Annotated in this window: 31 protein-coding genes; 9 read left to right on the forward strand and 22 right to left on the reverse strand. The window is 69.4% G+C overall.

The genetic code is table 11. From position 1 onward, the window contains the following. Window positions 1-45: 45 nt before the first annotated feature. From qcrB to ACQPXB_RS44465, 14 genes are all read right to left on the reverse strand, one after another. Complete coding sequence (gene qcrB, locus ACQPXB_RS44400; protein WP_432847957.1) at window positions 46-1641, reverse strand: cytochrome bc1 complex cytochrome b subunit; 1596 nt, start codon at window positions 1639-1641, stop codon at window positions 46-48. Further along, window positions 1638-1997 (reverse strand): hypothetical protein, encoded by a 360-nt coding sequence (locus ACQPXB_RS44405; protein ID WP_432847959.1) that lies wholly within the window; start codon window positions 1995-1997, stop codon window positions 1638-1640. The genes qcrB and ACQPXB_RS44405 overlap by 4 nt, the downstream gene beginning before the upstream one ends. Continuing rightward, window positions 1994-3325 (reverse strand): NAD(P)/FAD-dependent oxidoreductase, encoded by a 1332-nt coding sequence (locus ACQPXB_RS44410; RefSeq protein WP_432847960.1) that lies wholly within the window; start codon window positions 3323-3325, stop codon window positions 1994-1996. Before ACQPXB_RS44410 ends, ACQPXB_RS44405 begins: the two co-directional genes overlap by 4 nt. 244 nt (window positions 3326-3569) lie before the next feature. Next, window positions 3570-3851 (reverse strand): muconolactone Delta-isomerase, encoded by a 282-nt coding sequence (gene catC, locus ACQPXB_RS44415; RefSeq protein WP_366584340.1) that lies wholly within the window; start codon window positions 3849-3851, stop codon window positions 3570-3572. A gap of 8 nt (window positions 3852-3859) precedes the next feature. Then, window positions 3860-4705 carry a catechol 1,2-dioxygenase gene (catA, locus tag ACQPXB_RS44420; RefSeq protein ID WP_432847962.1) on the reverse strand — a complete coding sequence of 282 codons (846 nt, stop codon included), beginning with the start codon at window positions 4703-4705 and terminating at the stop codon, window positions 3860-3862. A gap of 27 nt (window positions 4706-4732) precedes the next feature. Then, on the reverse strand, window positions 4733-5833 hold the full coding sequence (locus ACQPXB_RS44425) for a mandelate racemase/muconate lactonizing enzyme family protein (protein ID WP_366584338.1): 1101 nt from the start codon (window positions 5831-5833) through the stop codon (window positions 4733-4735). 24 nt (window positions 5834-5857) lie between these two features. Further along, window positions 5858-6913 carry an NADH:ubiquinone reductase (Na(+)-transporting) subunit F gene (locus ACQPXB_RS44430; protein WP_366584337.1) on the reverse strand — a complete coding sequence of 352 codons (1056 nt, stop codon included), beginning with the start codon at window positions 6911-6913 and terminating at the stop codon, window positions 5858-5860. Between the two features lie 14 nt (window positions 6914-6927). After that, on the reverse strand, window positions 6928-7248 hold the full coding sequence (locus ACQPXB_RS44435) for a phenol hydroxylase subunit P4 (RefSeq protein ID WP_366584336.1): 321 nt from the start codon (window positions 7246-7248) through the stop codon (window positions 6928-6930). Between the two features lies 1 nt (window position 7249). Beyond that, window positions 7250-8776 (reverse strand): YHS domain-containing protein, encoded by a 1527-nt coding sequence (locus ACQPXB_RS44440; protein ID WP_366584335.1) that lies wholly within the window; start codon window positions 8774-8776, stop codon window positions 7250-7252. 3 nt (window positions 8777-8779) lie between these two features. Beyond that, window positions 8780-9064: an MmoB/DmpM family protein gene (locus ACQPXB_RS44445; protein ID WP_220244472.1), complete on the reverse strand. Its 285-nt coding sequence runs from the start codon at window positions 9062-9064 to the stop codon at window positions 8780-8782. Beyond that, on the reverse strand, window positions 9061-10077 hold the full coding sequence (locus tag ACQPXB_RS44450; protein WP_366584334.1) for a phenol 2-monooxygenase: 1017 nt from the start codon (window positions 10075-10077) through the stop codon (window positions 9061-9063). The genes ACQPXB_RS44445 and ACQPXB_RS44450 overlap by 4 nt, the downstream gene beginning before the upstream one ends. Window positions 10078-10092: 15 nt before the next feature. Next, on the reverse strand, window positions 10093-10500 hold the full coding sequence (locus ACQPXB_RS44455; RefSeq protein ID WP_366584333.1) for a hypothetical protein: 408 nt from the start codon (window positions 10498-10500) through the stop codon (window positions 10093-10095). Between the two features lie 132 nt (window positions 10501-10632). Then, window positions 10633-11526: a LysR family transcriptional regulator gene (locus ACQPXB_RS44460; RefSeq protein ID WP_366584332.1), complete on the reverse strand. Its 894-nt coding sequence runs from the start codon at window positions 11524-11526 to the stop codon at window positions 10633-10635. Between the two features lie 28 nt (window positions 11527-11554). Then, window positions 11555-12787 carry an NAD(P)/FAD-dependent oxidoreductase gene (locus tag ACQPXB_RS44465; RefSeq protein WP_432847967.1) on the reverse strand — a complete coding sequence of 411 codons (1233 nt, stop codon included), beginning with the start codon at window positions 12785-12787 and terminating at the stop codon, window positions 11555-11557. Between the two features lie 220 nt (window positions 12788-13007). Between ACQPXB_RS44465 and ACQPXB_RS44470 the strand changes: the two genes are divergently transcribed. Together ACQPXB_RS44470 and ACQPXB_RS44475 are read left to right on the forward strand one after the other, a co-directional pair. Then, window positions 13008-13265 (forward strand): hypothetical protein, encoded by a 258-nt coding sequence (locus ACQPXB_RS44470; RefSeq protein ID WP_366584330.1) that lies wholly within the window; start codon window positions 13008-13010, stop codon window positions 13263-13265. A 54-nt stretch (window positions 13266-13319) separates the two neighbouring features. After that, window positions 13320-13589: a fumarylacetoacetate hydrolase family protein gene (locus ACQPXB_RS44475; RefSeq protein WP_432847968.1), complete on the forward strand. Its 270-nt coding sequence runs from the start codon at window positions 13320-13322 to the stop codon at window positions 13587-13589. Here the strand turns inward: ACQPXB_RS44475 and ACQPXB_RS44480 are convergent. Further along, window positions 13582-14370 carry an IclR family transcriptional regulator gene (locus ACQPXB_RS44480; RefSeq protein ID WP_432847970.1) on the reverse strand — a complete coding sequence of 263 codons (789 nt, stop codon included), beginning with the start codon at window positions 14368-14370 and terminating at the stop codon, window positions 13582-13584. The two genes, ACQPXB_RS44475 and ACQPXB_RS44480, sit on opposite strands and share 8 nt — an antisense overlap. Window positions 14371-14542: 172 nt before the next feature. On the opposite strand from ACQPXB_RS44480, the gene ACQPXB_RS44485 reads away from it, so the two are divergent. After that, window positions 14543-15049 carry a RidA family protein gene (locus tag ACQPXB_RS44485; protein WP_432847972.1) on the forward strand — a complete coding sequence of 169 codons (507 nt, stop codon included), beginning with the start codon at window positions 14543-14545 and terminating at the stop codon, window positions 15047-15049. Window positions 15050-15067: 18 nt separating this feature from the next. Here ACQPXB_RS44485 and ACQPXB_RS44490 read toward each other — a convergent pair whose 3' ends face one another. From ACQPXB_RS44490 to ACQPXB_RS44505, 4 genes are read right to left on the reverse strand one after another with little or no spacing between them, the layout of a single operon-like run. Beyond that, entirely contained in the window at window positions 15068-15838 is a 771-nt protein-coding gene (locus tag ACQPXB_RS44490) for an SDR family NAD(P)-dependent oxidoreductase (protein WP_432847974.1), read from the reverse strand. A gap of 12 nt (window positions 15839-15850) precedes the next feature. Then, window positions 15851-16447: an ester cyclase gene (locus ACQPXB_RS44495; RefSeq protein ID WP_432847976.1), complete on the reverse strand. Its 597-nt coding sequence runs from the start codon at window positions 16445-16447 to the stop codon at window positions 15851-15853. A 2-nt stretch (window positions 16448-16449) separates the two neighbouring features. Beyond that, window positions 16450-17586 carry a luciferase family protein gene (locus ACQPXB_RS44500; RefSeq protein ID WP_386951079.1) on the reverse strand — a complete coding sequence of 379 codons (1137 nt, stop codon included), beginning with the start codon at window positions 17584-17586 and terminating at the stop codon, window positions 16450-16452. A gap of 14 nt (window positions 17587-17600) precedes the next feature. Continuing rightward, on the reverse strand, window positions 17601-18230 hold the full coding sequence (locus ACQPXB_RS44505) for an NADPH-dependent F420 reductase (RefSeq protein ID WP_366584323.1): 630 nt from the start codon (window positions 18228-18230) through the stop codon (window positions 17601-17603). 109 nt (window positions 18231-18339) lie between these two features. On the opposite strand from ACQPXB_RS44505, the gene ACQPXB_RS44510 reads away from it, so the two are divergent. The 4 genes from ACQPXB_RS44510 to ACQPXB_RS44525 all read left to right on the forward strand — a co-directional run bounded on the left by ACQPXB_RS44510 (window position 18340) and on the right by ACQPXB_RS44525 (window position 22237). Beyond that, window positions 18340-18786, forward strand: coding sequence for a MarR family winged helix-turn-helix transcriptional regulator (locus tag ACQPXB_RS44510; RefSeq protein WP_366584322.1), 447 nt, complete (start codon window positions 18340-18342; stop codon window positions 18784-18786). Between the two features lie 63 nt (window positions 18787-18849). Continuing rightward, complete coding sequence (locus tag ACQPXB_RS44515) at window positions 18850-19980, forward strand: LLM class flavin-dependent oxidoreductase (RefSeq protein WP_432847979.1); 1131 nt, start codon at window positions 18850-18852, stop codon at window positions 19978-19980. Window positions 19981-20099: 119 nt separating this feature from the next. Next, window positions 20100-20969, forward strand: coding sequence for an SAM-dependent methyltransferase (locus ACQPXB_RS44520; protein ID WP_432847981.1), 870 nt, complete (start codon window positions 20100-20102; stop codon window positions 20967-20969). A gap of 143 nt (window positions 20970-21112) precedes the next feature. Beyond that, window positions 21113-22237, forward strand: coding sequence for an IS701 family transposase (locus tag ACQPXB_RS44525; RefSeq protein WP_432856633.1), 1125 nt, complete (start codon window positions 21113-21115; stop codon window positions 22235-22237). Window positions 22238-22418: 181 nt separating this feature from the next. Here ACQPXB_RS44525 and ACQPXB_RS44530 read toward each other — a convergent pair whose 3' ends face one another. Together ACQPXB_RS44530 and ACQPXB_RS44535 are read right to left on the reverse strand one after the other, a co-directional pair. Further along, window positions 22419-23225 carry an IS5 family transposase gene (locus ACQPXB_RS44530; protein ID WP_432847983.1) on the reverse strand — a complete coding sequence of 269 codons (807 nt, stop codon included), beginning with the start codon at window positions 23223-23225 and terminating at the stop codon, window positions 22419-22421. Window positions 23226-23297: 72 nt separating this feature from the next. Further along, window positions 23298-24044, reverse strand: a complete 747-nt coding sequence (locus tag ACQPXB_RS44535; RefSeq protein WP_432847985.1) for a transporter substrate-binding domain-containing protein — start codon at window positions 24042-24044, stop codon at window positions 23298-23300. Between the two features lie 96 nt (window positions 24045-24140). Between ACQPXB_RS44535 and ACQPXB_RS44540 the strand changes: the two genes are divergently transcribed. Together ACQPXB_RS44540 and ACQPXB_RS44545 are read left to right on the forward strand one after the other, a co-directional pair. After that, entirely contained in the window at window positions 24141-24824 is a 684-nt protein-coding gene (locus ACQPXB_RS44540; protein WP_432847987.1) for a class I SAM-dependent methyltransferase, read from the forward strand. Window positions 24825-24831: 7 nt separating this feature from the next. After that, complete coding sequence (locus ACQPXB_RS44545; RefSeq protein WP_432847989.1) at window positions 24832-25263, forward strand: hypothetical protein; 432 nt, start codon at window positions 24832-24834, stop codon at window positions 25261-25263. 126 nt (window positions 25264-25389) lie between these two features. On the opposite strand, the gene ACQPXB_RS44550 is transcribed toward ACQPXB_RS44545, so the two are convergent. Then, the gene (locus ACQPXB_RS44550; protein WP_432847991.1) at window positions 25390-26274 is read right to left on the reverse strand and encodes an SDR family NAD(P)-dependent oxidoreductase; all 885 of its coding nucleotides are present in this window, start codon (window positions 26272-26274) and stop codon (window positions 25390-25392) included. Between the last annotated feature and the right edge of the window lie 65 nt (window positions 26275-26339).

Genomic DNA, 26339 nt, shown 5'->3' on the forward strand with positions numbered 1-26339 from the left:
AACCTTGTGTGAGGCTTGCCCCGGCGGCGGTGGTGGTCGGCGTGGTCAGTGGCCTCGGTTGACGTGCTGCACGGCCGCCGTTTCCTCCGGTGGGTCCGGCGTGAGGAGCGAGCCGGGGACGGCGCGGCCGGCGGCGCCGAGCTTGTTCATCTTCTTGGGCACCGTCGCGCCCTGGTAGTCGAGCGGGACGGGGTGGCCGTGGCCGTCCACGGGGCCCAGGGGCTGGTGGATCTCCAGGTAGCCGCCCGAGGGTGAGCGGGTGATGATGCCCGTCTCGATGCCGTGTTCGAGGACTTCGCGGTCGGCGCGTTGCAGGCCGAGGCAGACGCGGTAGGTGATGAAGTACGCCAGCGGCGGCACGATCAGCACGCCGATGCGGCCGGCCCAGGTGGTCGCGTTGAGGGAGATGTCGAACTGGTCGGCGATGATGTCGTTGAAGCCGGACAGCTCGATCACCAGGAAGAAGCCCAGCGACATCATGCCCAGCGACGTACGGACGGGCGCGTCGCGCGGGCGTTGCAGGATGTTGTGGTGCGCGGTGTCCTTCGACAGCCGGCGTTCGATCCACGGATAGGACAGCAACAGCGTGAACAGCAGTGGCATTCCGATCGCGCCGGGGAAGAACACCGCCGGGATCGTGTAGTTCCCGAGGTAGACCTCCCAGGCGGGCCAGATGCGCAGGAGGCCGTCGGCCCAGGCGAGGTACCAGTCGGGTTGCGAGCCAGCGGAGACCTGCGACGGGTTGTACGGGCCGATGTTCCAGATCGCGTTGATCTGGAAGAGCCCGGCCAGCAGCGACAGCACCCCGGTCACGATCGTGAAGAACGCCAGCGCCTTCAACGCGAACGCCGGGAAGATGCGGATGCCGACGACATTCGTTTCCTTGCGCTTCACGCCCGGGAACTGTGTGTGCTTCTGGTACCAGACGATCGCGAGGTGCGCGGCGATCAACGCGAGCATGATGCCCGGGATGATCAGGATGTGCACCGTGTAGAGCCGCGGGATGATCTGGTTGCCCGGGAACTCGCTGCCGAACACGGCCCAGTGGATCCACGTGCCGATCACGGGGATCGACAGGATGATGCCCGACAGCGTGGCGCGGATGCCGGTGCCCGACAGCAGGTCGTCGGGCAGCGAGTAGCCGAAGAAGCCTTCGAACATGCCGAGGATCAGCAGCGTCGCCCCGATCAGCCACGTCGCTTCGCGCGGCCGGCGGAACGCGCCCGTGAAGAACACGCGGCACATGTGCACGGTCATCGCGGCGATGAAGATCAGCGCGGCCCAGTGGTGCAGCTGCCGCACGAACAGCCCGCCGCGGACCTCCATCGAGATGTCCAGCGTGCTCGCGAAGGCCCGTGACATCTCCAGACCCTGCATGTTGGTGAAGCTGCCGTGGTAGGTGACCGTCTCCATGGACGGGTCGAAGAACAGCGTCAGGTAGACGCCGCTGAGCAGCAGCACGATGAACGCGTACAGGCCGATCTCGCCCAGCAGGAACGACCAGTGCGTCGGGAACACCTTGTTCATCTGGTGCCGCAGGCCCTTGGCCAGGTGGTAGCGGTCGTCGACCGCCTTCGCCGCCACGCCCGCGGCCTTGAGCGCGCCCGGGTCGGACTTGGTCGGACTGGTCAGTGAGCTCATGTGATCCTCACTCGCCTACGCAGGACGGCCACCGCGAACACGGCGCCCAACACTTCGACGAAGGACAGCACCCCATTTGTGACAACTCCCGCCGGCAACCACGCTCCGCGCCCGAACGACACCACCATCGAAACGCCGAGCAGCACCGCGCCCAGCCACCCGCGCGTGCGGAAGTGCCGCCAGACCCCCACCGCCGACAGCCCCGCGATCCCCACGGCCACGCCGACGGACAGCGCGGTCGGGTGCACCACCGCTCGGGCCACCACGCCCACGCAGTGCAGCGCGACGATCACCGCCAGCACCCGGTCGATCCGCGCGACCAGCGGCGGGTCCTTCACCACGGCGTGGCCGTTCACCCGCCGCACGACCTCCGGCCCCGGCGTCCTCGCTGATCACCCGGCTCTGTCGTGTCCAGCGGAACCGCGGCCGACCGGACCAGGCCCAGCTGCACGGACTGGCGAGGCAACAACGCGTCCAGCAGCCAGTCGACCGCGGTGCGCACGCGGTTGCCCGGCATGGCGAGCAGGTGGTAGGCGCGCGTGACGAGCTTCGCGACCCAGCCCGACAGCGGGACGTGCAGCGGGTTGGCCGCGGCCTGCGCACCACCGAGGTCGACGACGAACCCCAGGTCGTGGTGCTTGTACTCGCGCGTGATGCCGAAACCGAGGGACGCGGCGACGTTGCGGCCGGCCAGCGTCCCCTGGCGGGTGGCGTGCTGCGCGGTCATGGCGGTGACCTCGCCGGGCCGGGTGAGGTCGGGAACGGCGGCCGCGTCGCCACAGGCGAAGACGCGGCGGTGGCCCGGGACGGCGAGAGTGGTGTCGACGACGAGGCGCCCGCGTTGCGTCTCGAAGCCGGCGACCAGCGGGTCGGGGCGGACGCCGACGCACCACGCGATGGTGCGGGTCGGCACGAACTCGCCCGAGGTGATCCACACGCCCTCGGTGGTGGCTTCGCGGACGGAGGTGCCCGTGAGCATCTCGACGCCCCGCTTGCGGAGGACTCGATCCGCGGCCCGGGACAGCCGCGGATCGAGCTCCGGCAGCACCTTGGGGGCCAGGTCGAGCAGCAGCCAGCGCGTCCGCTGCCCGTCGAGCTCCCGGTGCCGCCGCTGGACGGCCCGCGTGAACAGCGGGCCCTGGGCCGCGACCTCGGTCCCCGTGTAGCCGGCGCCGACGACGACGAACGTGCACCGCGCGTCCCGCTCCGCCGGTGAATCGGCGGTCGCCGCGAGCTCCACCTGGCGGATCACGTGGTCGCGCAGGTACAGGGCTTCGGCGACGCCGCGGAAATCGTGCGCGTGTTCGGCGACGCCGGGGATCGGCAGGAGCTTGGTGACGCTGCCCGCCGCGATGATCAGGCGGTCGTACCGAAGCTCGTGCACCGAACCCTCGGGGTCCGTATAGGACAGTCGATCTTTGTCCGGCGCGATCGACGTCACCGTGCCGAGAGCGAGCCGGACGCCGGGCAGGGTCGCCGGGATCGACACCGTCACCCGCCGCGGGTCGACGACGGCGGCGGCCACTTCCGGGAGCAACGGCAGGTACAGGAAGTAGTCCGTCTCGTTGACGATCACGATCTCGATCCCCGCCGCCTCGGGCAAAGCCCGGCGCAACGCGCGGGCGGCGCTGTAGCCGGCGAACCCGCCGCCGACGATGACGACCCTGGTCGGATCACCGTCCATGCGCCCAGCCTTTCTCCACGAGAGCCCTGACCCCGGTCAGCCTGCCACCGCGTGCCCGATTTGTACCCGCACTCGTCCGGTCACCCAGGACGGGTTTAAATCTGGATATTCAACATCCAGGTTCACGCCACACGGCGAGGGCAAACCAGCCACAGCTCCTCATAACCGGGACATTAATCATCTCGATTAAGGGTGTCAAGACGGGCGTGCGAGCCGGGAATCCGGCCCGCACGCCCGTGAACTCTCAGCCCGCCAGCGCAGACGGATGCTGCGCCAACGGCGTCACACTGACCCTCATGTACTTGAACAACGGCAGGTTCCACAGCAGGTCGTGCAGCTCGCCGTTGTCCGAGACGTCGAACACACTCAGGTTCGAGTACTCACCCACGACCCGCCACAGGTGGACCCACTTCCCCTCCCGCTGCAGCTTCTGGCTGTACGCCTTCTCCGTCGCCAGCAGCTCGTCCCGGAACGAGGGGTCGAGGTCCAGCGGCAGAGAGACGTCCATCCGCACCGCGAACAACATGCCCGGCCTCAGGCGGGGTCGAGCACGAAGTCGTACCGGACCTCTTCGCCGGCGCCCGACGAAGCCGCGGTCGGCGAAAGGATCAGCGCGTCCTTCACCGCCGTGGCGATGTCGTCGCCGACGTGTTCGCCGCCGGAGAAGTACAGCTGCGTCGTGATCAGCTGGTGGCCCGGCGCGGACACCTTGATGTGCAGGTGCGCCGGGCGCCACGCGTGCCAGCCGGCGGCGGCGATCAACGCGCCCGTCGCGCCGTCGGTCGGGATCTGGTACGGCGCCGGGTGGATCGTGTGGATCGCGAAGTTGCCGTCGGCACCCGTGGTGAAGCGGCCGCGCAGGTTCCACTCGGGAATGCCGGGCGCGAACTGCGAGTACAGGCCGTCGTCGTCGGCCTGCCAGAGGTCCACGACGGCGCCCGCGAGCGGTTCACCCGACACCGAGCGCGCCTGGCCGAAGAAGCGCAGCGGCTGCCCGCCCTCGCCTTCGCGCATCGGCAGCGTGCCCTCCGCGCCGAACTCCGGAGCACCCTCCACGTAGTACGGACCTTCGATGCTCCCGGCGGTCCCCTCGCGGCTGGCGTTCGCGACCTTCTCCACCTCGTGCTCGATGAACACGTCGAGGAACAGCGGCCACTCACCGTCTTCGCCGACCCGGATCAGCCACGCCTTGAAGGCGTTGTACTCGTCGTAGGTCAGCTGGTGCTTGCGGACGACCTCGTGCAGCGCGGCCAGCGCGTCCGTCGCGATCGCGTCCACGCGGGCGGCGTCCGCCGAGGCAGAACCCTTGGCCCGCTCCTGGAAACGCTCGGTCGCCGACGCACCCGAAGCTGCGGCTGTGGGCGAAACGACTTCAGTCATGGCAAATACCTCTCTTCGTGGTGGGAATCAGTCCTGGCGGTAGCGCGCGAGCTTGTCCTCGTCGAGCTGGATGCCGAGGCCGTGGCCCTGCGGCACGCGCAGCTCACCGTGCTCGATGCGCAGTGGTTCGGTGAGCAGGTCGTCGGTCATGTCGAGGAAGTTCGACAGCTCACCCGCCCGCCGGGAGGTGAGCTCGAACGCGGCCCCGAACGTCGCCGCGCACAGCGAGCCGATCTGCCCGTCGATCTGGTTGCCGAGCACGACCTCGACGCCGAGCCCGGAGCACTGGCTGAGCACCCGCTGCGAGTACGTGAAGCCGGTGCGCGCCGTCTTGATGCTCACGCCGTGGGCCGCGCCGGCCAGCAGCTCGCGGGTGACCTCGCCCGGCCGGGTGGCGCTTTCGTCGGCGTAGAGCGGGATCCGGCTCTGCGTGGCGAGCCAGCGCCGGCCGAGCACGTCGTCGGCCGGGCACAGCTCCTCGGCGAACAGCAGCCCGACGTCCTCCAGCGCCCGCAACGCGGCGGCCGACTCCGAGGCCGTCCAGCCGCGGTTGCCGTCGATGTAGAGCTCGACGTCCTCGCCGAGTCCGGCCCGCAGCGCCCGGCAGACGTCCACGTCGAGGCGGAACGGCTTGCGGCCCACCTTCACCTTGAACGTCGTGATGCCGTAGAGGTCGCGCACGCGCTCGGCCTCGTCGACCATCTCGCCCGGCTGCGCGAACCCGACCATGTGGCACACGCGCATGCGGTCGGTGTAGCCGCCGAGCAGCTCGGTCACGGACACGCCGAGGCTCTGTCCGATGAGGTCCCACAGCGCCATGTCGATCGCGCTCTTGGCGGCCGGGTTCCCCACCGTGCGGTCGAGTTTGGCGTGCACGGCCTCGCGGGCCAGCGGCGACATCCCCAGCAGCTGCGGTGCGAAAACCGAGTCGATGACGGCCTTGATCGAGCCCTGGGTCTCGCCGTAGGTGAACGGCCGGGGCGGGGCTTCGGCGGTCCCCACCAGGCCCTCGTCGGTGTGCACCCGCACGAGGATGTGCGCGGCCGTGTCCACCTCGCCACTCGCGAACCGCAGCGGTTTGCGGTACGGGATGGCGAACGGGATCGCCTCGATTTCGGTGACTTTCATCGCGGTCCTTTCACAGGGGCCGGATCAGCGCCTGATCAGCGGACTGCGCACCACGTGGGTGCCCGCGGCGCGGTCGGCGGAGTCGAAGAAGTCCTCGCGGTAGATGTCCCGGGGGAACAACCGCGCCTTCATCAGCGCCTTCATGGTGTCCGACACCATGTCGGGGCTGCCGCAGATGTAGGCGACGTTCCCGCCCGCCCGGGGGTAGTCCTCGGCCAGCAGTGCCGGAACCCGCCCCGACCGGCCGTTCCAGTCGTCGCGCGAGAGCGCCGGCCGGTAGGTGAACCAGTCCGCGCGCGCTTCGAGCTCCTCGAAGTACTCCCGGTCGTACAGATCGTCCTTGGTGGCCACGCCGTGGTACAGCGTGACCTGGTACTCGCCGCCACCGTCCTCGTCGATGTGGCGGATCATCGCCTTCAGCGGCGCCAGTCCCGTGCCCGAGCCCAGCAGCAGGATCGGCTGAGTCCGAAGTGGACGGAACGAGAACCGCCCGTAGGGACCGGACAGCGTCACCTCGTCGCCGACCTTCAGGCCGGCGAAGACCCAGCCGTCGGTGGCGATCCCGTTTTCCGAGCGCTTCAGGTGCAGCTCGATCAGCGACCCGTTCGACGGCGTGCTGGCGATCGAGTACGGCCGCTGGTGCCCGCCGGGCACGTCGAGCAGCACGTACTGCCCGGGGTTGAACTTCATCGGTTCCTCGAGGGCGAGCACCAGCCGACGGACGTCGGGCGCGATCTCCTCGAGGCTGTCCACCCGGGCGCGGAAGTCGCGCACCGGGTGGACACCGACGCCCTCGTCCATGTCGACTTCACCCTCGAGCACCACGTCGCCGCGCGGCTGGGCCACGCAGATCAACGCGGCGCCCTCGTCGCGTTCGCTCTCCAGCAACGCGTACGGCGACGCGTCGCCCAGGTCGACCTCACCGTCGAGGATCTGGGCCTTGCAGGTGCCGCACGTGCCGTGGGTGCACGCGTGCGGCAGCCAGATGCCCTCGCGCAGGCACGCGTCGAGCACGGTCTGGTCCTCCCGGCACTGGATCTCGGCACCGATCGGTTCCACGCGGATGGTGTGCGTCGTCAAGACGAATTCTCCGTTCAGGCGGCGAACTGCAGCAGCGCCTTGTGGCCGATGCCGAGTTCGGTGAGCGAGGTGTCGGCGGAGCCGTCGAGTGGCCGGCCGTTCACCCGCCAGTCACGCACCGCCGCCGGGTCGAAGTCCGGGTCCGACGCGGCCCAGGGGCCGACGACCGTCTCCACGAACTCGCCGAAGCCCAAGGCCTTCGGCACGCGGAAGCACGCGGCCGAGCAGAACAGCGGGTTGCCTTCCCAGTGCACGTAGACGAGCTGGTCGTCGCCGAAGAGCTCGGCGCGGTCGGCCGACGGGAAGTCGTAGTCGTAAAGAGCTTTCACCGCCATGTCAGACTCCCTGTTCCACGTCGCCGTTGTGCCAGCCGATCCACGACTTGTGGTCGAGCGAGCCCTTGTACTCCCCGTTGTCGCCTTCCTGGATCCCGTACCACTCCAGGACTTCCGGCACCGACGGGCCACCGCAGTTGCCCTGGTAGATCTGGTGCACGGGCAGCCACGCCTGCACGAACTTCTCCGGCTCGCGCTCGAAGATCCACTGGCACCCGTCGCTGCAGGTGTGGAACTGCTCGCCGCGGAACTCGCTGGAGCGGAAGGAGGTCTTGGCCGGGTCGTCCTTCTCGGTGAACACCATGGGGATCTGGCAGACCTGGCACAGCTGGGGCAGGCCCTGGAAGAACATCCGGCCACCGTTGGCCTCGATGCGGTGGTGCTTCTCCCACACGGGCCGGTAGTGCTGGTCGAACGTCTCCGGGTACTGCTCGGCCAGCCACTTCATGTGCTGCTCGTTCGGCGCCTGCGTGGTGAACGAAGCAGCGAAGGAGAAGTTGTGCAGCACCTTGTAGACCTCGTGCGACAGCTTGTCCTTCTCCGCGATCGCGTCCTGCACGTGGCGCGGCGGGCGGATGCCGTAGAACTCCAGGTCCGGGAAGAGGCCACCGAGCATCTGGTCCTCGAAGTAGAGCTCGAACGCCTCCTTCCAGCTCATCACCGGCTTCGGCAGCATGTAGTCCATCATCCCGGCGACCAGCGCGGACATGCGGTACGCGCGCCAGAACCACTTGTCGATCCAGTCCTGGATGATCGGCACGTTGCCCTCGTCCTGCTCCAGCAGGAACTTGATGGCCTCCAGGCCGAGCGTCATGTGCCGGCTTTCGTCGGACTGCGCCGAGAACCCGAACGACATCGTCGGCATGTCACCGTTGAAGCTCGCGCCACTCATGAACGGCACGAACAGCAGGTTGGTGAGCAGGTACTCGAAGCTGAACGAGATCGAGATCAGGAACTCGAACGGCCCGGCCGTCATGGCGTCGTCGAACAGCGACTTCGGCACCGACAGGTACCACACGCGGTCGTGCATCTTCGACCAGCTGTGGAAGCCGCCGTAGTACTTGTTGTAGTTGCTGATCGTGTGGATCTGGGTCTGGCAGTGGCGCAGCTCGTCCACGCTCTGGCACAGCGCGGCGAACCGCGGCGCCGGACCTTCGAGATACCGCGCGAGATAAGCGAAGTGGCGGTGCGCGGCGTACTCCAGCGGCGTCACGCCCTGGATGAACAGCTTGATGGCGTTGAGGTAGCTGGCGTCCGCGAGACCGAGGTGGCCCTGGCTCTGCGCGAACCCGTCGAGCACGGCGTAGAGCCGCTTGTCCTTTTCGGCCTGGTACTTGTAGTAGGCGTCCACGGTGAGGCGGAACGGGTCTTCCCAGCCGTCCCAGTCGTGGACCTTGATGCCCTCGTAGCTGGTGTAGGGGAAGAGCTGTTCCTTGGTGACGTAGCTCGGGTCCCAGTCGAGGTCACGGGTGAGCAGCGCGTAGCGCTCCTTGAGCGGCAGCTTGCGGCGCGGTGCGGTCTGAGTCATGTCCTAGTGCTCCCACTTCACGATGATCCGGTCGTCGTCCCACTCGGAGAGGTTCCCGGCGAACGAGACGATGGCCAGCTGGAACTCGCCGGTCTCCCACTCCCGCCCGAGCTCGCGCTCCACCGACTCCCGGTTGATCACGATCTGGCCCGCGGCCTGGATCTTCACCAGGCCCGGCAGGTGGCGGACGGTCAGCTCCGGGTTGTCGGCCCGGATGGCGGCGACGAGGCCGCGGTTCTCTTCGGACTCCTGGATGTCGATGCCGACCTGGCGCAGGGTGTCGCTCACGCCGCACCCCCGGTGACCTTGGCCCAGCGCTGCTCGGCGGCGGCCGTGGTGCGCGCGAGCGCGGCGACCGTGCCGGCGTCGGGCAGCTGGTGGTCGACGACGCGGGCCAGCTCCGTGGCCGCTTCGTGCGCGAGCGGGTTCCACGTCGCGACGATGCGGGACAGGTGCTCGCGGTTCTCCGCGCCGTGCTCCTCGTCGTCGGCCCATGCCTTGATCAGCGCGTCGAGCCACTTGCGCTGGTCCTTGAACCAGGTGTGCAGGTACTGCGTGAACAGGCTGTACGCGCCGGCGCCGGTGGTGAGCGCGATCTCGTCCAGCTCTCGGTAGAGCACCGGGTAGACGAGCGAGTCGACGAGGTCGATGGCGACCAGCCCCTCGGCCCAGTCGGGCGTGACCATGGCTTCCTCGGTGAAGCGGCGCAGCGGCTGCAGGTGCTCGCTGTCGAGCCACTCGCGCTTGGCGACCTGCAGCAGGTCGCCGGTGCCCGCGCCCAGCGCGATGCCGACGCGGGAGAGCATCTGCGCGTTGCCGATGCGGTCGAACGCCGCGTAGGTGCAGCACTGCTCCAGGGAGGTGCCGTACGCGAACCGCGCACCGCCGACGCTCACCATCTGCGCGCCGGATTCGTAATGGCGCAGGGGAAGGATGGCCGTGGTGAGCACCGTGCGCCACGCCGTGGGCAGCTTCGCCAGCAGCTCGCGCTCCTCGAGGTACGCCATCTGCTTGGTGAACTCGTCGTGCAGGTTCGCGCGGTTCGTGACGTACGGCGTGTAGTAGAACTGGCGCGGATCCGTGTAGCTGTAAGGATCCTTGAGTTTCAGTGCGGTGTAGTCCGCGTCGTAGAGCGCACGGTGCTGGTCCCACGTGGGCCGGTAGTGGAAGTTCTCGCGCGGCTCGACGTCGAGCGTCGCCTCGAGGTAGCGGCTGGCCGGCTGGTCGCCGAACCGGTCGATCACGTTCTGGTAGGTCTGCCTCTTCGGCTCGATGACCTGATACCGCAGTTCGTATTGCATCAGTCCTCTTCCAGGTCAGTGGTGGGCGGGGAGGGGGGCCGGCGTCAGCAGGCTCAGCAGCAGCGCCCGGAGCTCCTCGTCGCCGGCCAGGCGCCGCGGAGCGTCGTCGGGTTCACCGGCGATCACGAGCTGCACGGTCGCTTCCCGGCCGGACATCGCGGTGCGGATGCGCGCGCTGCGGTCGGAAAAGCCCACGGTGAAAGCGAGTTCGCCGTCGGCGCTGTCGTCGACGAGGCTGAACACCGGCCCGTGCTCGCGGAGGATCGCGTTGGCTTCGCACACCAGCTGCTCGGCGAGGGAACGGATGATCACCTGCTCGTCGGTGGCCACGGCCACCGATCTCGGGGCGGCCGGTTCGGTGGCCGGCACGGGGGCTTCCTCCCCGTCCAGCAACGACTGGACAGCCAGCATGAACGGGGTCACGGCTCCTCCTTGAGTCCGGGAAAACCTCGACCAGGGAATACCTGGCATTTCCCGATTGTTTCCGACGGATTCGGAAATGAGAAATACTTACAACTTCACGATCGATAGATGCGGCTTATCAATCGCGCTGGCTCAGCGCGGACCGCCGAGCAGCGAGTGCGCGCGAGAGAGCACCTTGGCGACGTGCGGCGAGAGGTCGTCCGCGCGCGTCGCGGCGGCCAGCTGGACCTCGCGGGTGGTGCCCGCCAGCGGCCGGTACTGCGAACCGGTGATCTGCAGGTGCCGCACGGACGCGGGCACCAGCGCGACGCCCAGCCCACCGGCCACGAACGAGACCAAAGTGGACGTCTCGCCGACTTCCTGCACCACGGACGGCACGAAACCGGCCTGCTGGCACGCGTCGAACACGGCGTCGTAGACCACCGAACGGTGGCGCGAGGGGTAGCAGATGAAGGGCTCGTCGCGCAGGTCCGCGAGCCGCACGGTGTCCCGCTCGGTGAGCGGGTGGCTGGCGGGCAGCACCGCGATCAGCGGCTCGCGGCGCAGCACCTGCACGACCAGCCCCGGCTCGCGGACGGGCGGGCGGAGGAAACCGATGTCGAGGGTCTCCTCCACCAGCGCCGTCACCTGGTCGGGGGTCAGCATCTCGCCCTTGAGGTCCAGCTCGATGCCCGGGAAGTCGCGGCGCAGCACCCGCGCGAGCGAGGGCAGCAGCTCGTAGGTGGCCGAGCCGGTGAAGCCGATGGCCACCCGGCCGACGTCACCGCGGGAGACCCGCCCGGCCTCGACGCCCGCGGCGTCCACCGAGGCGAGCACCCCACGGGCCCGGTCGAGGTACCGCTCGCCGGCCGGCGTGAGCTGCACCTTGCGCGTGGTGCGCGTCAGCAGTTCGACGCCGAGTTCGGCCTCGAGCTGCTTGATCTGGTGCGACAGCGCGGGCTGGGCGATGTGCAGCCGGTCGGCGGCCCGGCCGAAGTGGCACTCCTCGGCGACGGCGACGAAGTACCGCAGGTGCCGCAGCTCCATCCGGACCTCACCTCCGACCCACCTCGGTTCACACCGCCAGCGACTCCACTGTTCCAGCCGGCTCGTACTCCGGCCAGGCCGACTGCGGACCCGCCTGGTTCAGCAATTCTGCCGGGTCGTCGACCGGAGGGTAGATCCACTGCTCGTTGATCGTGTGCTTCAGGTCCTTCGCGATGTGCTCGGTCATCTGCACGTCGCGGTCCCAGCCCGACGTGACGACCGCACCGGCCGGCCCCAGCGAGAGACAGGTGACGTACGGCGCAGGCTCGAACCGGACCAGGGCCTCGTCCAGCAGGTCCGCGGCCACGTTGTGGCCCGCGAACTTGCCCTGGGGCAGGGCGTGCTGGCAGCTCTGCATCACCACGCGGCCCTCGGCGGGCGACACCGCGGCAGCCGTGTCGCCGGCCGCGTAGACGTCCGGCACGCCGCGAACGCGCAGGTACTCGTCCACGTCCAGGCGGCCGAGGTGGTCCTTCTCCGCCGCGATGAACGACGTGAGCGGGCTGGCCGTCATGCCGGCCGTCCACACGACCGTCGACGCCGGGATCACCGTGCCGTCGGACAGGCGCAGCTCGTCGTGGGTCAGCTCCTCCAGGCTGACGCCGAGCCGGACCTCGACGCCGAGGTCGGCCAATGCCTTCTTGATCGCCGGTCGCGGGCCCTCGCCCAGCTCCGGCCCGACGGCGTCGAGCCGCTCCACGAGTACCACCCTGGCGTCGTCGGCCAGCTCTTTCAGCCGTCCGACGAGCTCGGTCGCGATCTCCAACCCGGTGAACCCGGCGCCGACGACCACGGCGGTGAACCGGCCGGGCCCGGCTTCGCGATCGGGCAACCGGCGCAGGTGCGAGTCGAGTGTGGCCGCGCCGGCGAGGGTGTCGATGTCGAAGAGGTGCTCGGCGCCGGGAAACGTGGGGCGGACGACCTGGCTGCCCGAGGCGAGCACGAGGCGGTCGTAGCCCAGCGTGGCGGTGATCCCGTCGCGGCGGACCGCCTCGACGGTGCGCGCGCCGGTGTCGATGCCGACCACGGTGCCGGCGACGCGGCGCACGCCGATCGGCCCGAGCACCCGGTCGAGCGGCACGCGCATGCGGTCGGGATCCGCCTCGTAGAGCCGCGGCCGGATCACCATGTCGTCACCGGCGTTCACGACGGTGACCTGAAGGTCCTTTTCGGACAGTCCGCGTTCCTGGCGGAGCTTCACGGCACTCGCGGCGCTCCACACCCCGGCGAAGCCGCCGCCTACGATCAGGATCCTTGCCATCCGGATTCTCCTCCTGCACGACACCGTGTCGACCACCGTCGGTCAGCGGCCAGTGACGTCGAACCCTACGAATCTGGATATAGACTGTCAAGGTTCCGCGAGCCCGGACGCCCACTGATAAACGGGAACGACGAATCCATACCTTCGCCGTCCGAATCTCGCCACCCCGATGTCCCACCAGCCCGGACGTCATCCGCTCGAACCTTCCAGGAGGCTCGGCATGAAACTGACCACGATCCGCACGAGAGGCGGCACGCGCGCGGCGCGGGCCGAAGGCGACGGCACGCTCGCCGAGCTGCCGTACCCGGACATCGGCGCCCTGCTGCTTGATCCACTGGTTGATCCACTGGCTGATCCACAATGGCCGGTCGCCCCGGCACGACGGGTGCACGAGGTGATGTTCTGCGACCGGGCACCGTTGCTGACCCGCCCGGGGAAGGTGGTCCGGGTCGACCTGGCGCGGCGTCTTTCCGCGTGACCCGGCCGGAGTCGTTCGCCGGGCCGCGAGACGCGATCGCGCTGGCTCAGGCTGGTGACCCCCGACGAGCTGCCGGGCGGCCTGCGGCCCCGGCTGGCCTTGCACAGCTTCGTCGACGGCCGGCCGGTGCAGAAGACCGACACGGGCGACCTGGACTTCGCCGCGTTGGTCCACCGCGTTGCGCAGCGCGTGCGACTCGAGCCGGGTGACGTCGTCGCGGCCGGACACGACGAGGTTCCGTTGTTGCTCAGCGAAGGTTGCGTGCTCGAAACGGAGATCCACGAGATCGGTTTCCACGAGAGCGTCGTGGAACGGGTTACGTGAGTGTCGCCGTCGCCCGGAAGGTGCCGAGCCGGTCGGCGATGCGGTGGCTGATGGCGAGGCTCGCCTCGGTGACGTGGTGGGCGGCCTCGGCCACGGCTTTGCGGGTGAACGTCTCGCTCAACCCGGCGATGGAGACGGCGCCGACCGGGGTACCGGTGAGGTCGGTGATCGCGGCGGCGACCGAGGTCGTGCCGCGCTGGAACGACTGGCTGACGACGAACCCGTCGCGCCGCGCCGCCGTCAGCACGGCGGCCAGCTCGGTGAAATCGGGCGCGGGCAACCGTTCCGCGTCGCACGTGAGCGTGACGAGCCGCCGCACCGCCTCGGGTTCCAGCACGCTGAGCGCGGCCTTGCCACAGCCGGTGCGGTGCGCGGGCGCACGCAGGCCGACGCGGTTGCGCATCGGCCGCGGCTCCCGGCCGGTGATGCGGTCGAGGTACACGACCCAGCCGTCGACGAACTGCGCCAGGTGCGTTTCCTGCCACGTGCCCAGCGGCAGCCGCCGCAACAGGCCTTCCGACGCGGTGGCCAGGCCGGTCCGGTCGATCACCTGCCCGCCGAGCCCGACCAGCGCGGCGCCGAGCCGGTACCCGCGCCGCGGCACCTGTTCGAGCATCCCGGCCTCGCACAGGGCCAGGCACAACGAGTGCGTGGTGCTGCGCGGGAGCTGCGTGCGTTCGGCGAGCTGCCGCACGCTGAGGGTCGGCTGAACGGGGGTGAACGCGTTGAGCACGACCATCGCCTTCGCGACGGACGCGTTCCCTTTCGACGCGACGACCATGACTGCCTCCGTTCGCCCCCGATGCGGAAAATACGCCTGCCGGGGCGAGATCCGCGATCCTCCGTCCGGCTGTACCGGACGCGAGAATTGCGCTTCCGGTGCGGCAGAAGGAGTCCGGCCTGACCGGACGCTTCGGCTGCGTTCCGCCGGCGCGACCTCTAGCGTGCCGAGGATGTCCAGCGTGTTCCGGATGTCCCCCGAGAGGAGCCCGCGCGTGCCTGGTGCGACGCCGGAAGAACGGTTGCGAGCCACCGGTCTGACCTTGCCCGTGCTGCGGCCGGCCGCCGGCAACTACGTCGGCGCGTACCAGGAAGGGGCCCTCGTCCACCTCGCCGGGCAGGGCTCCGAGGACTGGTTCGGCCGGGTGGGCGACACCCTCACGGCCGAAGACGGCTACGCGGCCGCGCGCGAATGCATGCTGCACCTGCTGGCCCAGCTGCGGCAGACGCTCGGCAGCCTCGACCGGGTGCGCGGCATCGCGAAGGTCGTCGGCTACGTCTCGTGCACCGACGACTTCACCGGTGTCGCGCAGGTCCTCAACGGCGCGTCCGACCTGCTGGTCGAGGTCTTCGGCGACGCCGGGCGCCATCCCCGCTCGGTCGTCGGCGCGAAGGCGTTGCCCAAGGGAATCGCCGTCGAGGTGGACATGATCGCGGTCGTGGAGCCCGCCGGCCGCTGACCGGCGGGCTCCACGCGGTCACGGGATGATGGCGGTGACCACGCCACCGTCGACCCGCAGCGCGCCACCGGTCGTCGCCGCGGCTTGGTCGGAGGCGACGTAGGTGATCATGTTCGCCACTTCCTCGGGACGGATCAGCCGGCCGAGCAGCGACGTCGGCCGCTCGTTCGTCATGAACTGCCGCTCCGCGCCGGCGAAGTCGAGGTCCGGGTACAGACCCTGCACGAACTCGCGCACGCCTTCGGTCAGCGTCGGTCCGGGCAGGACACTGTTCACGGTGACGCCCGTGCCCGCCACTTCCTGGGCCATGCCACGGGAAATCGCCAGCTGGGCGGTTTTCGTCATGCCGTAGTGGACCATCTCGGTCGGGTTCTGGATCGCCGACTCGCTGCTGACGAAGATCACCCGGCCCCAGCCGCGCGTGACCATCCGCGGTGTGTAGTGCCGGGCCAGGCGCACGCCCGAGAGCACGTTGACCTCGTAGATCCGCAGCCAGTCGGCGTCGGGGATCTCGAACACCGGTACCGGCGCGAAGTAGCCCGCGTTGTTCACGAGCACGTCCACGTCGGGCAGCTGTTCGACGAGGGACGCCACGCCCTCGGCCGTGCCGACGTCGGCCGCGATCCCGCGTGCGCCAAGGCGTTTGGCGACCTCGTCGACGCGGTCGGCGTTGCGGCCGTTGACCACCACGTCGGCGCCTGCGGCGGCGAGTGCGGCCGCCGTGGCCGCGCCGATCCCGGACGTCGACCCGGTGACGAGCGCGGTCCGGCCGTTGAAGTCGAGCTTCACGAAGGTCTCCGATCAGGCCAGGCCGAGCTGCTGGTTGAAGGTCTGGTTGTCCCAGAACAGGAATTCCTCGTCCATGGTGCCGCGGCGGTTCCAGATGCCGACGGTGGCCATGTTGATCGCGTACTTGCGGCCGGTCGGCTTGATGAAGCCGCCCTTGCCGTCGGGCATCGGGCGGGTGAAGGTGCCCTGCATCACGCCGGTGACGGCGGTGAGCTCGTTTTTGGCCACGCGCAAGGGATGCGAGTGGATGCGCGTGTCGGGCGCCCAGACGAACATCGCGGCGAGGTCGGCGATGTGCTGGTCGATGCCGTCGGTGTAGTGCCCGTCGGGCCAGTGCACGCGGATGTTGCGCGCGTGGCTCTCGCCGAGGCGCTCCCAGTCGGCGTGGGAGAACACGTCGAAGTCGAGCTCGTCGAACGTCTCCAGGTGCTTGCGCTCGTCGTGCGTGAGGTTGCGCGGGTACGGCGGGTTGGGCACGGGGTGCGCGGCCGGGTCCGGCAGCAGCGGCTGCCCGGCGGCCTCGGCAACGTTCCCACTGGCGACGGCGGTGAGGGCGAAGGCACCGAACGCGGCGGCGGCGCCGCCTTTGAGTGCGGTACGGCGATCCATGACTACTCTCTTTCGGCTGGCAGGGGGAGTTCGCGCCCGGTCGCCCAGGCGTGGCTGGTGGAGACGATGGCGGTGACGACGTCGAGTTCGGCCTCGTCGCGAGGCCCGTAGACGAGGACCATGCCCGGCGTGAGCCGGATCCCGGCGAGCGGATGCGCGACGGCCCAGCCGCGTTCGATCGCTTGCGCGGCAAGGGAAACCGGCAGGGCGACGTGCAGGGAACCGTCGGTGCGCGGGTGCAGGTGAGCGAACTCGCCGGCCCGCGGCACGAGGAACGCGTCGGCCGGCCCCGCCTGCCCGTCCGCGACCATGAACCCGCGCGCGCCCGGCACGGAGATGGCCGACTGCGTGCTGTGCACCCCGGGCAGCGCGGCGACGCGGGCGAACAGCTTTTCCTGCAGCTCGGCCGGGGCGTTGCCGGTGAGCTGCTGCTGGGGAATGGTGACGCTGACGTCCGGCCGCTTTCCCGCGCGCAGCGGGAGCGTTTCGAGTGCGGCCCACCGTGCCGGCTGGGGTCCGGGCACCCGGCGCCGCCTGAGGAAGTCCGCGCGCTCGGCGAGCCAGCCGCCGAGGGAGGCCAGCGCGTCGGGTGCGATGCCGTGGCCCACCGGGTCGCGCCGCGCGATGGTGGGCGCTCCGGACTCGGCGATGAGGTAGCGCCAGGTGCGGTCCTGCAGGTCACGCGGGATGACCTGGTCGTGCTCCCCGTGCGCGAGGAACACGGGCAGCCCCGCCAGGCGCGCCGGATCGGTCGGCACGCCCGCGTCGAACGGCAAGGTCCCGTAGAGGATCGCGGCGCCGGCGAACCGGTCCGGATCGGCCAGGATCAGGCCGCCGGCGAACGCGGCCCCGCCGCTGAACCCGATCAGCAGCACGGGCCCGCGTTGCCGGTCGAGCCAGGTGCGGAACCAGTCCATGGTGGTGCGCAGCGACTCCGGCGTCGGACGGCCGATGCCGCGGTTGGCGAACCAGGCGAAGCCGCCGCCTTCCGCGATCGGCGCTCGCACTGCTGCGTAACGGAATCCGCTCGGCAACGCGTCGGCGAGCCCGATGATCTCGGTCTCGCGCGAGCCGCGGCCGTGCAGCAGCACGACCAGCGGTCCCTCGTCACCCCGGGTCTCGACGACCGGCTCGTTCATCGGAATGCCGGCGTTCAGACGGTCGGGCCGAGCAGCGCCCAGCCGGACTGCCAGGGCCAGTTGTTGCCGGCGTTGAGGGCGATGTTGAGGAACGCCATCTCCTCCAGCGCGCGGGCCATGCGCAGGCCACCGGCGTCGATCGGGCGGAAACCGAGCGAGGTGAGCAGCTCCGCGACCACCTTCTTGGCGTCGGTGTCGTCGCCGGCGTAGAAGGCGTCGAGCCGGTGGCCGCTCTCGGTGGGGGTGCCGAGGCGGCCGGCGAAGATGGTGTTGAAGGCCTTGACCACGGCGGCGTCGGCGACCAGGCGCTGCAGCGTCTGCACGGCGGCGGTCTCTTCGATGTCGAGATCGGTGAAGGTCGCGTTGAGCGGGTTGGTGGCGTCGACCACGACCTTGCCGCGCACGGCGGGCGCGATCTCCTGGGCGACGGCGCCGACGGCGGTGCCCGGCACGGCCAGCACCACGACGTCGGCGTCGGCCACCGCCTCGAGGTTGCTCGCCGCGGCCCGCGCGCCCGTCTCGGCGGCGACCTCGGCTGCCTTCTCGGGGCTGGTCGCGGTCAGGGTCACCGCGTGCCCGGCGTCGACGGCGGCCTTGCTGAGAGCCGAGCCGACGTTGCCGGCTCCGATGATGGCGATCCGCATGATTATCTGCTCCTTCAATATCTGACAGTTCAGATACTGACACGGTAACCACAAGATGCCTTCCGATGCAATAGCTGACGCGTCAACCTTTTCCGCGTACACTGGGGGCATGGACCCGATCGACGACCGCTTGATCACGACGTTCGGCAGGCTGGTCGAGGCCAGCAGCCAGCTGGAGCGCCGGCTCGGGCCCGCCATGCAGGCCGAGACCGGGCTGCAGCACACGTGGTTCGAGGTGCTGATCCGGCTCGCCCGCTCGGAGGGCGGGCAGCTGACGATGAGCGCGCTCGCGAATGAAGTGGCGCTCACCACAGGCGGCATCACGCGGCTGATCGACCGCATCGAGGCGGCCGGCTACGTCGAGCGCCGCCCGTGCCCGACCGACCGTCGGGTGGCCTACGCGGCCATCACCGACGCCGGGCGCAAGGTGCTTGACCAGGCCGCGACCGTGCACGCGCGCAACCTGCGCACCGCGTTCGCCGCGTTTTCCGAGGCCGATCTGGACACGCTCGACGGGCTGCTGGACCGCGTCCGGCGCGGTTTTGAGATTGCTTGAAGGTTCAAGTCCGGCGGCGTAGCGTTTGACTGAACGTTCAACTGCCAGCGCTTGGAGACGTCCGTGCGATTCCAGCTCCTCGACATCCTGCCGCACCTGCAGAACCCGGTCACGGGCCGGATCGTCAGCACGTCCGACCGGTATGCGCAGGCGTTGAACACCGCGCAGCGCGCCGAGCAGGTCGGCTTCGACGCGGTGGCGCTCGGCGAGCGGCACGCGGGCCCGTTCCTCTCGGCCGGCGTGACCGTGCTGCTCGGCGCGATCGCCGCGACCACGAGCCGGGTCCGGATCCAGACCGGCGTCACCGTGCTGTCCATTTCGGATCCGGTGCGCATCGCCGAGGACTTCGCGACGATCGACCAGCTCTCCCGCGACCGCGTCGAGATCGTGATCGGCAAGGGCAACGAGGCCCGGCAGCTGCCGATGTTCGGCGTCGAGCCCGGCCAGCAGTGGGACCAGCTGGCGGAGAAGTACGAGCTGCTGCGTCGCCTGTGGCGCGAGGAAAACGTGACGTGGGAAGGAAAGTTCCGCGGCGCGCTCGACGGGGTCACCACCCTGCCGCGCCCGTACGCCGGCGCACCCCGCGTCTGGCACGGCTCCGCGACCACGCTGACGTCCGCCGAACTCGCCGGGAAGTGGGGCGACCCGCTGTTCAGCGCCAACGCCATCCAGCCGCGCGACAACTACAAGGTCCTCATCGACCACTACCGCGCCGAGTACGACCGTCACGGCCACGACCCCCGCTACGCCTTCGTCGGCGCCGGCGCGGGTTTCCTGTATCTGGCGGATTCCACACAGGACGCTCGCGAGCACTTCGGCCCGGTGTACGAGAAGATGGTCGAGTTCTTCAACAAGCCGGGCAACCACACGCCGGGCAACGAGATGGTGTTCCGCGACATCGACCACGCCATCGCCGAAGGTCCCGTGCTGGTGGGCAGCCCGCAGCAGATCATCGACAAGATCCTGTACTTCCACGCCGCTTTCGGCCACGACCTCCAGTCGTTCAGCCTGCCCACGATGCTGCCGCACGAGCAGCAGCTCGAAATGCTGGAGCGCTTCGCCGCCGAGGTGATCCCCGTGGTGCGCAAGGAAGTCCCCACGACACTGTGGACAGACGCCGACCCGTACGGCGCCCGCCCCGCCTTCGCGGGCAAGCAGGTCCCCGACGCCGCCGCCACCATCGGCGGCCGCTGAGTTTTTTCCTGTCCGGCCAGGCAGGACGCGGAACTTGATCACCCCGATGGAGGTATCCGGTTCGGGCGGGCTTGCCGGTACCGTGAGCGCCGACTTCCCGGCCGAAAGGTGTTCAGCAGGTGTCGGACTCAGATCTCGCGGCGGGCGTCAGCTCCACCGCCCTCATGGTCGCGGCCGCGCGCGCCATCGAAACCCACCACCCGCACAGCCTGCTGCGCGACGAGTACGCCGAGCACTTCGTCCGCTCGGCCAGCTCCCCCGTCGCCCTGCCCACCCGCATCTCCGACGTCCCGCTCGGCGACGCCGACCCCTTCTGGGGCCACCTGGGCCGCTTCTTCGCCGTCCGCGCCCGCACCTTCGACGACTTCCTGGTCGACTCCGCCCCGCACACCCCGCAACTCGTCATCCTCGGCGCCGGCCTGGACACCCGCGCGCTGCGCCTGCCCCTGCCCCCGTCGGCGACCTGCTACGAGATCGACCGCCCCGACGTCCTCGCCTTCAAGACCAAAGTCCTGGACTCCTTGGGCGCTCTTTCGCCTGTGCCCCACCACCTCCTCACGGCCGACCTCGCGGACGACTGGCCCTCGGTCCTCCTGGCCGCGGGCTTCGACCCCGCCGTCCCCACGACGTGGATCGCCGAAGGCCTCCTCCTCTACCTCCCCGCCCCGGTCGAGACCACCCTCATCACCACCCTCAACACCCTGTCGGCCCCCGGCAGCCGCGTCGGCCTGGAAACCCTCCCCGGCCAGGACTCCCTCCGCGACCACACACTCTTCGACACCAGCACCTCGGAAACCGGGTCGCACTTGGGGAGCCTGTTCGATCCGGATCCCCGGCCGGATACACCTGGTGCTCTTCGTTCGTCCGGGTGGACCGTCACGACGTCGCCGGTGGATGTCTTCAGCAGGCGCTACGGCCGGGGGCCGGATCCGTCGATTCCGGGGCCGATCCTTCAGTCCCGGTTCACGTTTGGCGAGAAGGACTCCTGACCGAGGAGGGTTTCCGGGCGACGCCCGGAACAACCCTTCGTCAACCGGCCACTTAGTACTGCAACGACACTTCGTTATGAATCTACCGGCGTGTCGGTTAGGCTCGGGTTCGACGGTCGTGTAGTTGATCTTGTGTGCTGGAGATGGTGACGGACTGGTCGGCGCGTTTCGCTGCGTTCGCGGGGCGGTTCGCGGAGCGGTTTTCGCGGGTGGAGCCGCGGCGGCAAATGGTTTCCTACCTGCGGGGGCTGCTGGCGGAAGCCGAGCGCAAGAACGGCTGGACCCTGGCAGAGATGGCCGGTGAGACGGGTCCGCAGGGCATGCAGCGGCTGCTGAACTTCTACGCCTGGGACGCCGAGGGCATGCGTGATGATGTGCGCACTGCGGTGGTCGACGTGCTCGGGGACGCCGAACGTGGCGTGTTGATCGCCGACGAGACCGGATTCGTGAAGAAGGGCACGAAATCCGCCGGCGTGGCGCGCCAGTATTCGGGCACGGCTGGGCGGATCGAGAATTCGCAGATCGGCGTGTTCTTGGCGTACGCCTCGGATCGGGGGCGGGCTTTGATCGATCGCGAGTTGTACCTGCCGAAAGAGTGGATCGCGGATCGGGGAAGGTGCGCTGCAGCCGGTATTCCCGACGACGTCGGATTCGCGACCAAGCCCGAACTGGCACAACTGATGGTGGAACGCGCGCTCGCCGCGAGAATCCCGTTTGCATGGTTCACCGCCGATGAAGCCTATGGGCAGGTCGGGCGGCTACGGCTCTGGCTGGAAGAACACGACATCGCGCATGTGCTCGCAGTGCCCAAGTCCCAGATGGTGATTTCCATGGATCTGCGGCAGCGGCGTGTCCACGCCGTCATCGCGGACGTCGACCCGGCCACCTGGCAACGTCTGTCCTGCGGCGATGGCGCCCACGGGCAACGGATCTACGATTGGGCCGCCGTCGACATCCGCCCCCTGCGCCGACCAGAGGTCGGCCACTGGCTGCTGGCCCGCCGCTCAGTCAGCGACCCCACCGAGATCGCCTACTACATTTGCTTCGGCCCCGCCGCAACCGACCTCCAAGAACTGGTGCGCGTCGCCGGAACCCGCTGGGCAATCGAAGAAAGTTTTCAAACCGCGAAGAACGAAACAGGGCTCGACCACTACCAGGTCCGCCGATACCAAGCATGGTATCGGCACATCACCCTCTCCATGGCGGCGGCGGCATTCCTCGTCATCACCCGAGACGCCGCGAAAAAAGGGGATCCGCACCCGGTCTGATACCGCTCACGTCCAACGAAATCCGCAAACTGCTCAACCGCGTCACCGCACCGATCCGCCACACAATCCAGCATGCGATGCACTGGTCACGATGGCGACGCTCCAGCCAAGCCCGAGCACGTACTAGCCACTACCGACGACGCGGCCATCACGAAGTGTCGTTGCAGTATTAGAGCTTGTCTCATTTGGTGAGTTTCTTGTAGCAGGTGATGCTGGCGGCGAGGGTGAGGAAGGCGAGGTAGTGGCCGGCTTTGCGTTCGTAGCGGATGGTGAGTCGGCGGTAGCCGAACAGCCAGGCGATGGCCCGTTCGATGACCCACCGGTGTTTGCCGAGTGTGTCCCGGGATTCGATGCCTTTGCGGGCGATGCGCGGGAGGATCCGGCGCTGGTGGAGCCAGTCGCGCAGGGCGGGGATGTCGTAGGCCTTGTCGGCGTGGAGCTTGGCCGGTTTCCGGTGCCGGGGTCCCCGGCGGGAGCGGATGGCCGGCAGCGCGTTGATCAGGGGCTTGAGTGCGTGGCTGTCGTGGGTGTTGGCCGCGGAGATTCCGACGGTGAGGGGCAGGCCGGCCCGGTCGGACAGCACGTGGATCTTCGAGCCGGGTTTGCCGCGGTCGACCGGACTGGGGCCGGTCAGTCCGCCCCCTTTTGCCCTGACGGATGCCCCGTCCAGGACCGCGCGTGACCAGTCGATCAGTCCCCGGCCGTCCAGTTCGTCCAAAACCGCCCGGTGCAACTGCCGCCACAGTCCCGCCTCGGTCCACTCGGTGAACGTCCGGTGCGCCGTGGGCACCGACACTCCGAACGACGGCGGCAGGTGCCGCCACGCACAACCACTGGTCAACACGAACACGACCGCCGTGAACACCGCCCGCGGATCCGTCCGCGCACGCCCACCACCCTGCGGACGCTCCCTTGCCGGCGGGATCAGCGGTTCCACCAGCGCCCACAACTCATCGGGCACCAACCGTTGCGACAGCGAGTCGATCACAGCACAAGATCATCGCAGACCCGCCAGAAGATCCAAACGAGACACGCTCTTACTCGGACTCCCGAGGATTTCTCAGCTGAACGCTTGCCGGTAGAACCGGTCGAAGGTCCCATCGTGCAGCGCGGCTTTGAGCCACTCATTCACCCGCGCGGTAAGGGGGCTGTCCTTCGGGAGCAGGTAGGCCTTGTGGTCCGACGTGAAGGGCTGGGCGGGGTGCACGGCGACGAGGCCGGGGTTCTTGCGGGCCTGGTATTCGGCCTCGATGGCGTCGGTGATCATCACGTCGGCGTGGCCGGTGAGGAGCTGGGCGAAGCAATGCGTGTTGTCCTGGGAGACGATGAGGGTGGCGTTGGGCAGGTGCTGCTTCGCGAAGGCGATGTTGGTGCCGCCGGTGTCTTCGAGGACGCGGGTGCCGCGGGTGTTGATCTGGGCGACGGTCTGGAAATCCGCGGCGCGGGCGGTGGTGGTGAGGGGCGTTTTGCCGTTGGCGAGGTAGGGCGCGGTGAAGTCGGCCTGCTGCTCTCGGGCCGGGGTGACGGAGATGCCGCCCATGGCGATGTCGCACTTCGGGAGATCGTGCATCAACGTCGACCACGTCGTGGGGACGAAGGTGACCGCGCGGCCGAGGTGGGTGGCGAGGCCGCGGGCCATGTCGATGTCGATGCCGGAGTAGCGGCCGGTCGCGGGGTCGCGGTAGGTGAGGGGCTGGTAGTCGCCGGTGGTGCAGACCGTGAGTGGGGCCGGGGTGTTCGCGGAGCAGCTGGTCGCGAGGACCGCTGCGGCCAAGGCGACGACAGCGATGCGGGTCGGGATGGGCACGGAGACCTCCTCGTTGCTCGCGCTCGGTCAAGATCGTAATTCGCTTCGAGCGGAAACGGTGGCGGGCGCGGCGGCGCGAGCGGTCCACTGGTGCGGGTGAGGACGGCGTACGACGAGATCGCGGACTGGTACGAGGGACAGTTCCTGGGCGCGCAGCAGTCGGATCCGCTCGGGATCTCGGCCGCACTGCGGGAGCTGCTCGGGGAAGGCTCGGGCGCGTGCCTCGAGGTCGGGTGCGGCACAGGGGTTCACGCGGGCGTGCTGCGCGAGCTCGGGTGGACACCCGTCGGGGTCGACTTGTCGGCCGGGATGCTGCGGTACGGGCGCGAGCGGATGCCCGTCGCCCGCGCGGACGCGCAGCGGTTGCCGATGCGGGACAGCAGCGTGGACGCGGTCGTCGCTGTCATGGTGCACACCGACATGCCGGCGTACCCGGCCGTGCTGCACGAGGTGGCGCGGGTGCTGCGGCCGGGTGGGGTATTCGTGCACGTCGGGGTGCACCCGTGTTTCTGCGGCAGCTTCGCGGACCGAAGCGACCCGGCCGCGGCGGTGATCCGGGCGGGCTACCGCGAGCGCCGCTGGACGAAGGATTCCTGGACGGACCAAGGGATCCGGGACAAGGTGGGCGCGGCGCACTGGCCGTTGCCGGAGCTGCTCAACGCGTTGGTGGACGCGGGGTTCGGGCTCGAACGGTTCAGTGAGGGTGGGGAGCCGCTGCCGATCGTGTTGTCGGTGCGGGCCAGATTTTCGATCGACGGCGGAGCAGCCGGGTCGGCATGATGGCCGCATGCTCATCGACTCGCGAGCCTTCCCCTACCCCTTCCGCGAGGTCCCGTGGCCGGAGATCGCCGTGAGGTTTCGCGAGATGGGGGACCGGCACCCGGAGTTCGCGCACATGGCGGACATCGTCGACAGCGTTCTCGAATGCGACGGCGCCTCCCGCCTGGCCGGGCTGACCTCGATGCACGACCTGATCGTCACGCCGCGCCCGGTGCCCGACCGGCTCCCGGTCGAGGTCGTCGTGGTGCGGTCGCCGTCGTCGGGGTTCGTCGGTGCCGGCGGGGTGTTCATCGAGCACCGCTCGTACACCGGGTACGACGATCGGATCTACCGGCCGAGTTCGGAGGCCGTGCCGCTGTTCTGGCGGTTCATGATCGAGAAGTTCGCTGTGGCGCCGGTGCGTACCGGGCGAATCAGCGGCTCGGAAGCCGCTGCGTGATCGCGGGCATCCCCGTCGCCACCCCGTTCCGCGACAAGGGCAGCGTCTTCCACCACTGCGCCCCCACGCCGATGGCCCCCACCCGGCGTTGTATCGGACGTTCCAGTGAGAAGTCCATGATCGTCCTTACCACGCGTGCGGGTGGAGGAGGTCGGAAAGGCCCAGGCGGGTCAGGAACTGCGTGCGGGCCTCGTCGGCGACGGTGCTGACTGCTTCGGAGCCGTCGTCGACCGGGTCGATGTGGACGCGGAAGGGGCGGGTGCCGTGGGGCAGGGCGACGAGGTCGGTGACGGCGGTGGCGACGGCGCCGGCGTCGATGTCCGGTGGGGCCAGGTCGGAGAGCCGCGCGGCGACGTGGTCGAGGAGGCCTGGGTAGGCGGCGTCGTACGCGGCGGCGCGGGCGGTGTCGGAGGCCGCGTGGCCGTTGGCGAACAGCGAGGTGCCCTGGGCGAAGACGCCGGGGACGACGATCGTGGTCTCGATGTCGAAGCGCGCGAGCTCGGCGGCGTACGACACGGCGAAGGCGTCCATCGCCGCTTTGGCCGCGAAGTACGGTGCGAGGTACGGCGGGGTGCCGCCCTTGGTGCTGGAGGAGCCGATCCACACCACCAGGCCGTGGCGACGCTCGCGGAAGCGCGGCAGCACCGCGCGGTTGACGCGTTGGGGGCCGGAGACGTTGGTGTCCATGACGTCCGCGATGTCGGCCGGGGTGAACGCCTCGGCCGGGCCCAGGGCGAGGTACGCGGCGTTGTGGACGACGACGTCCAGCGGCTCGGTGATCGAGGCGACGGCGGTGTCCACCGAATCCTGCGAACGGACGTCGAGTTCCACCGCGTGCAGCGCCACTTCGCGGGAGGACGCGTAGGTCGCCAGCGCGGCGGCCGCGGGGGCGTTGCGGCCGGCGAGGTCGCGGATGCCCGCGTGGACGGTGTGGCCGGCGTCGGCCAGCGCGCGCACGATCAGCGCGCCGAAGCCGGAGCCCGCGCCGGTGACGAGGACGGTCTTGCCCATGGCACTCCTTGGTTCAACGTGGGCAGCCGTCGAACGGGGCTGCCGAATGGTCGAACCAGCGAACG

This window comes from Amycolatopsis sp. CA-161197 (assembly GCF_050942255.1).
GTDB lineage: Bacteria > Actinomycetota > Actinomycetes > Mycobacteriales > Pseudonocardiaceae > Amycolatopsis.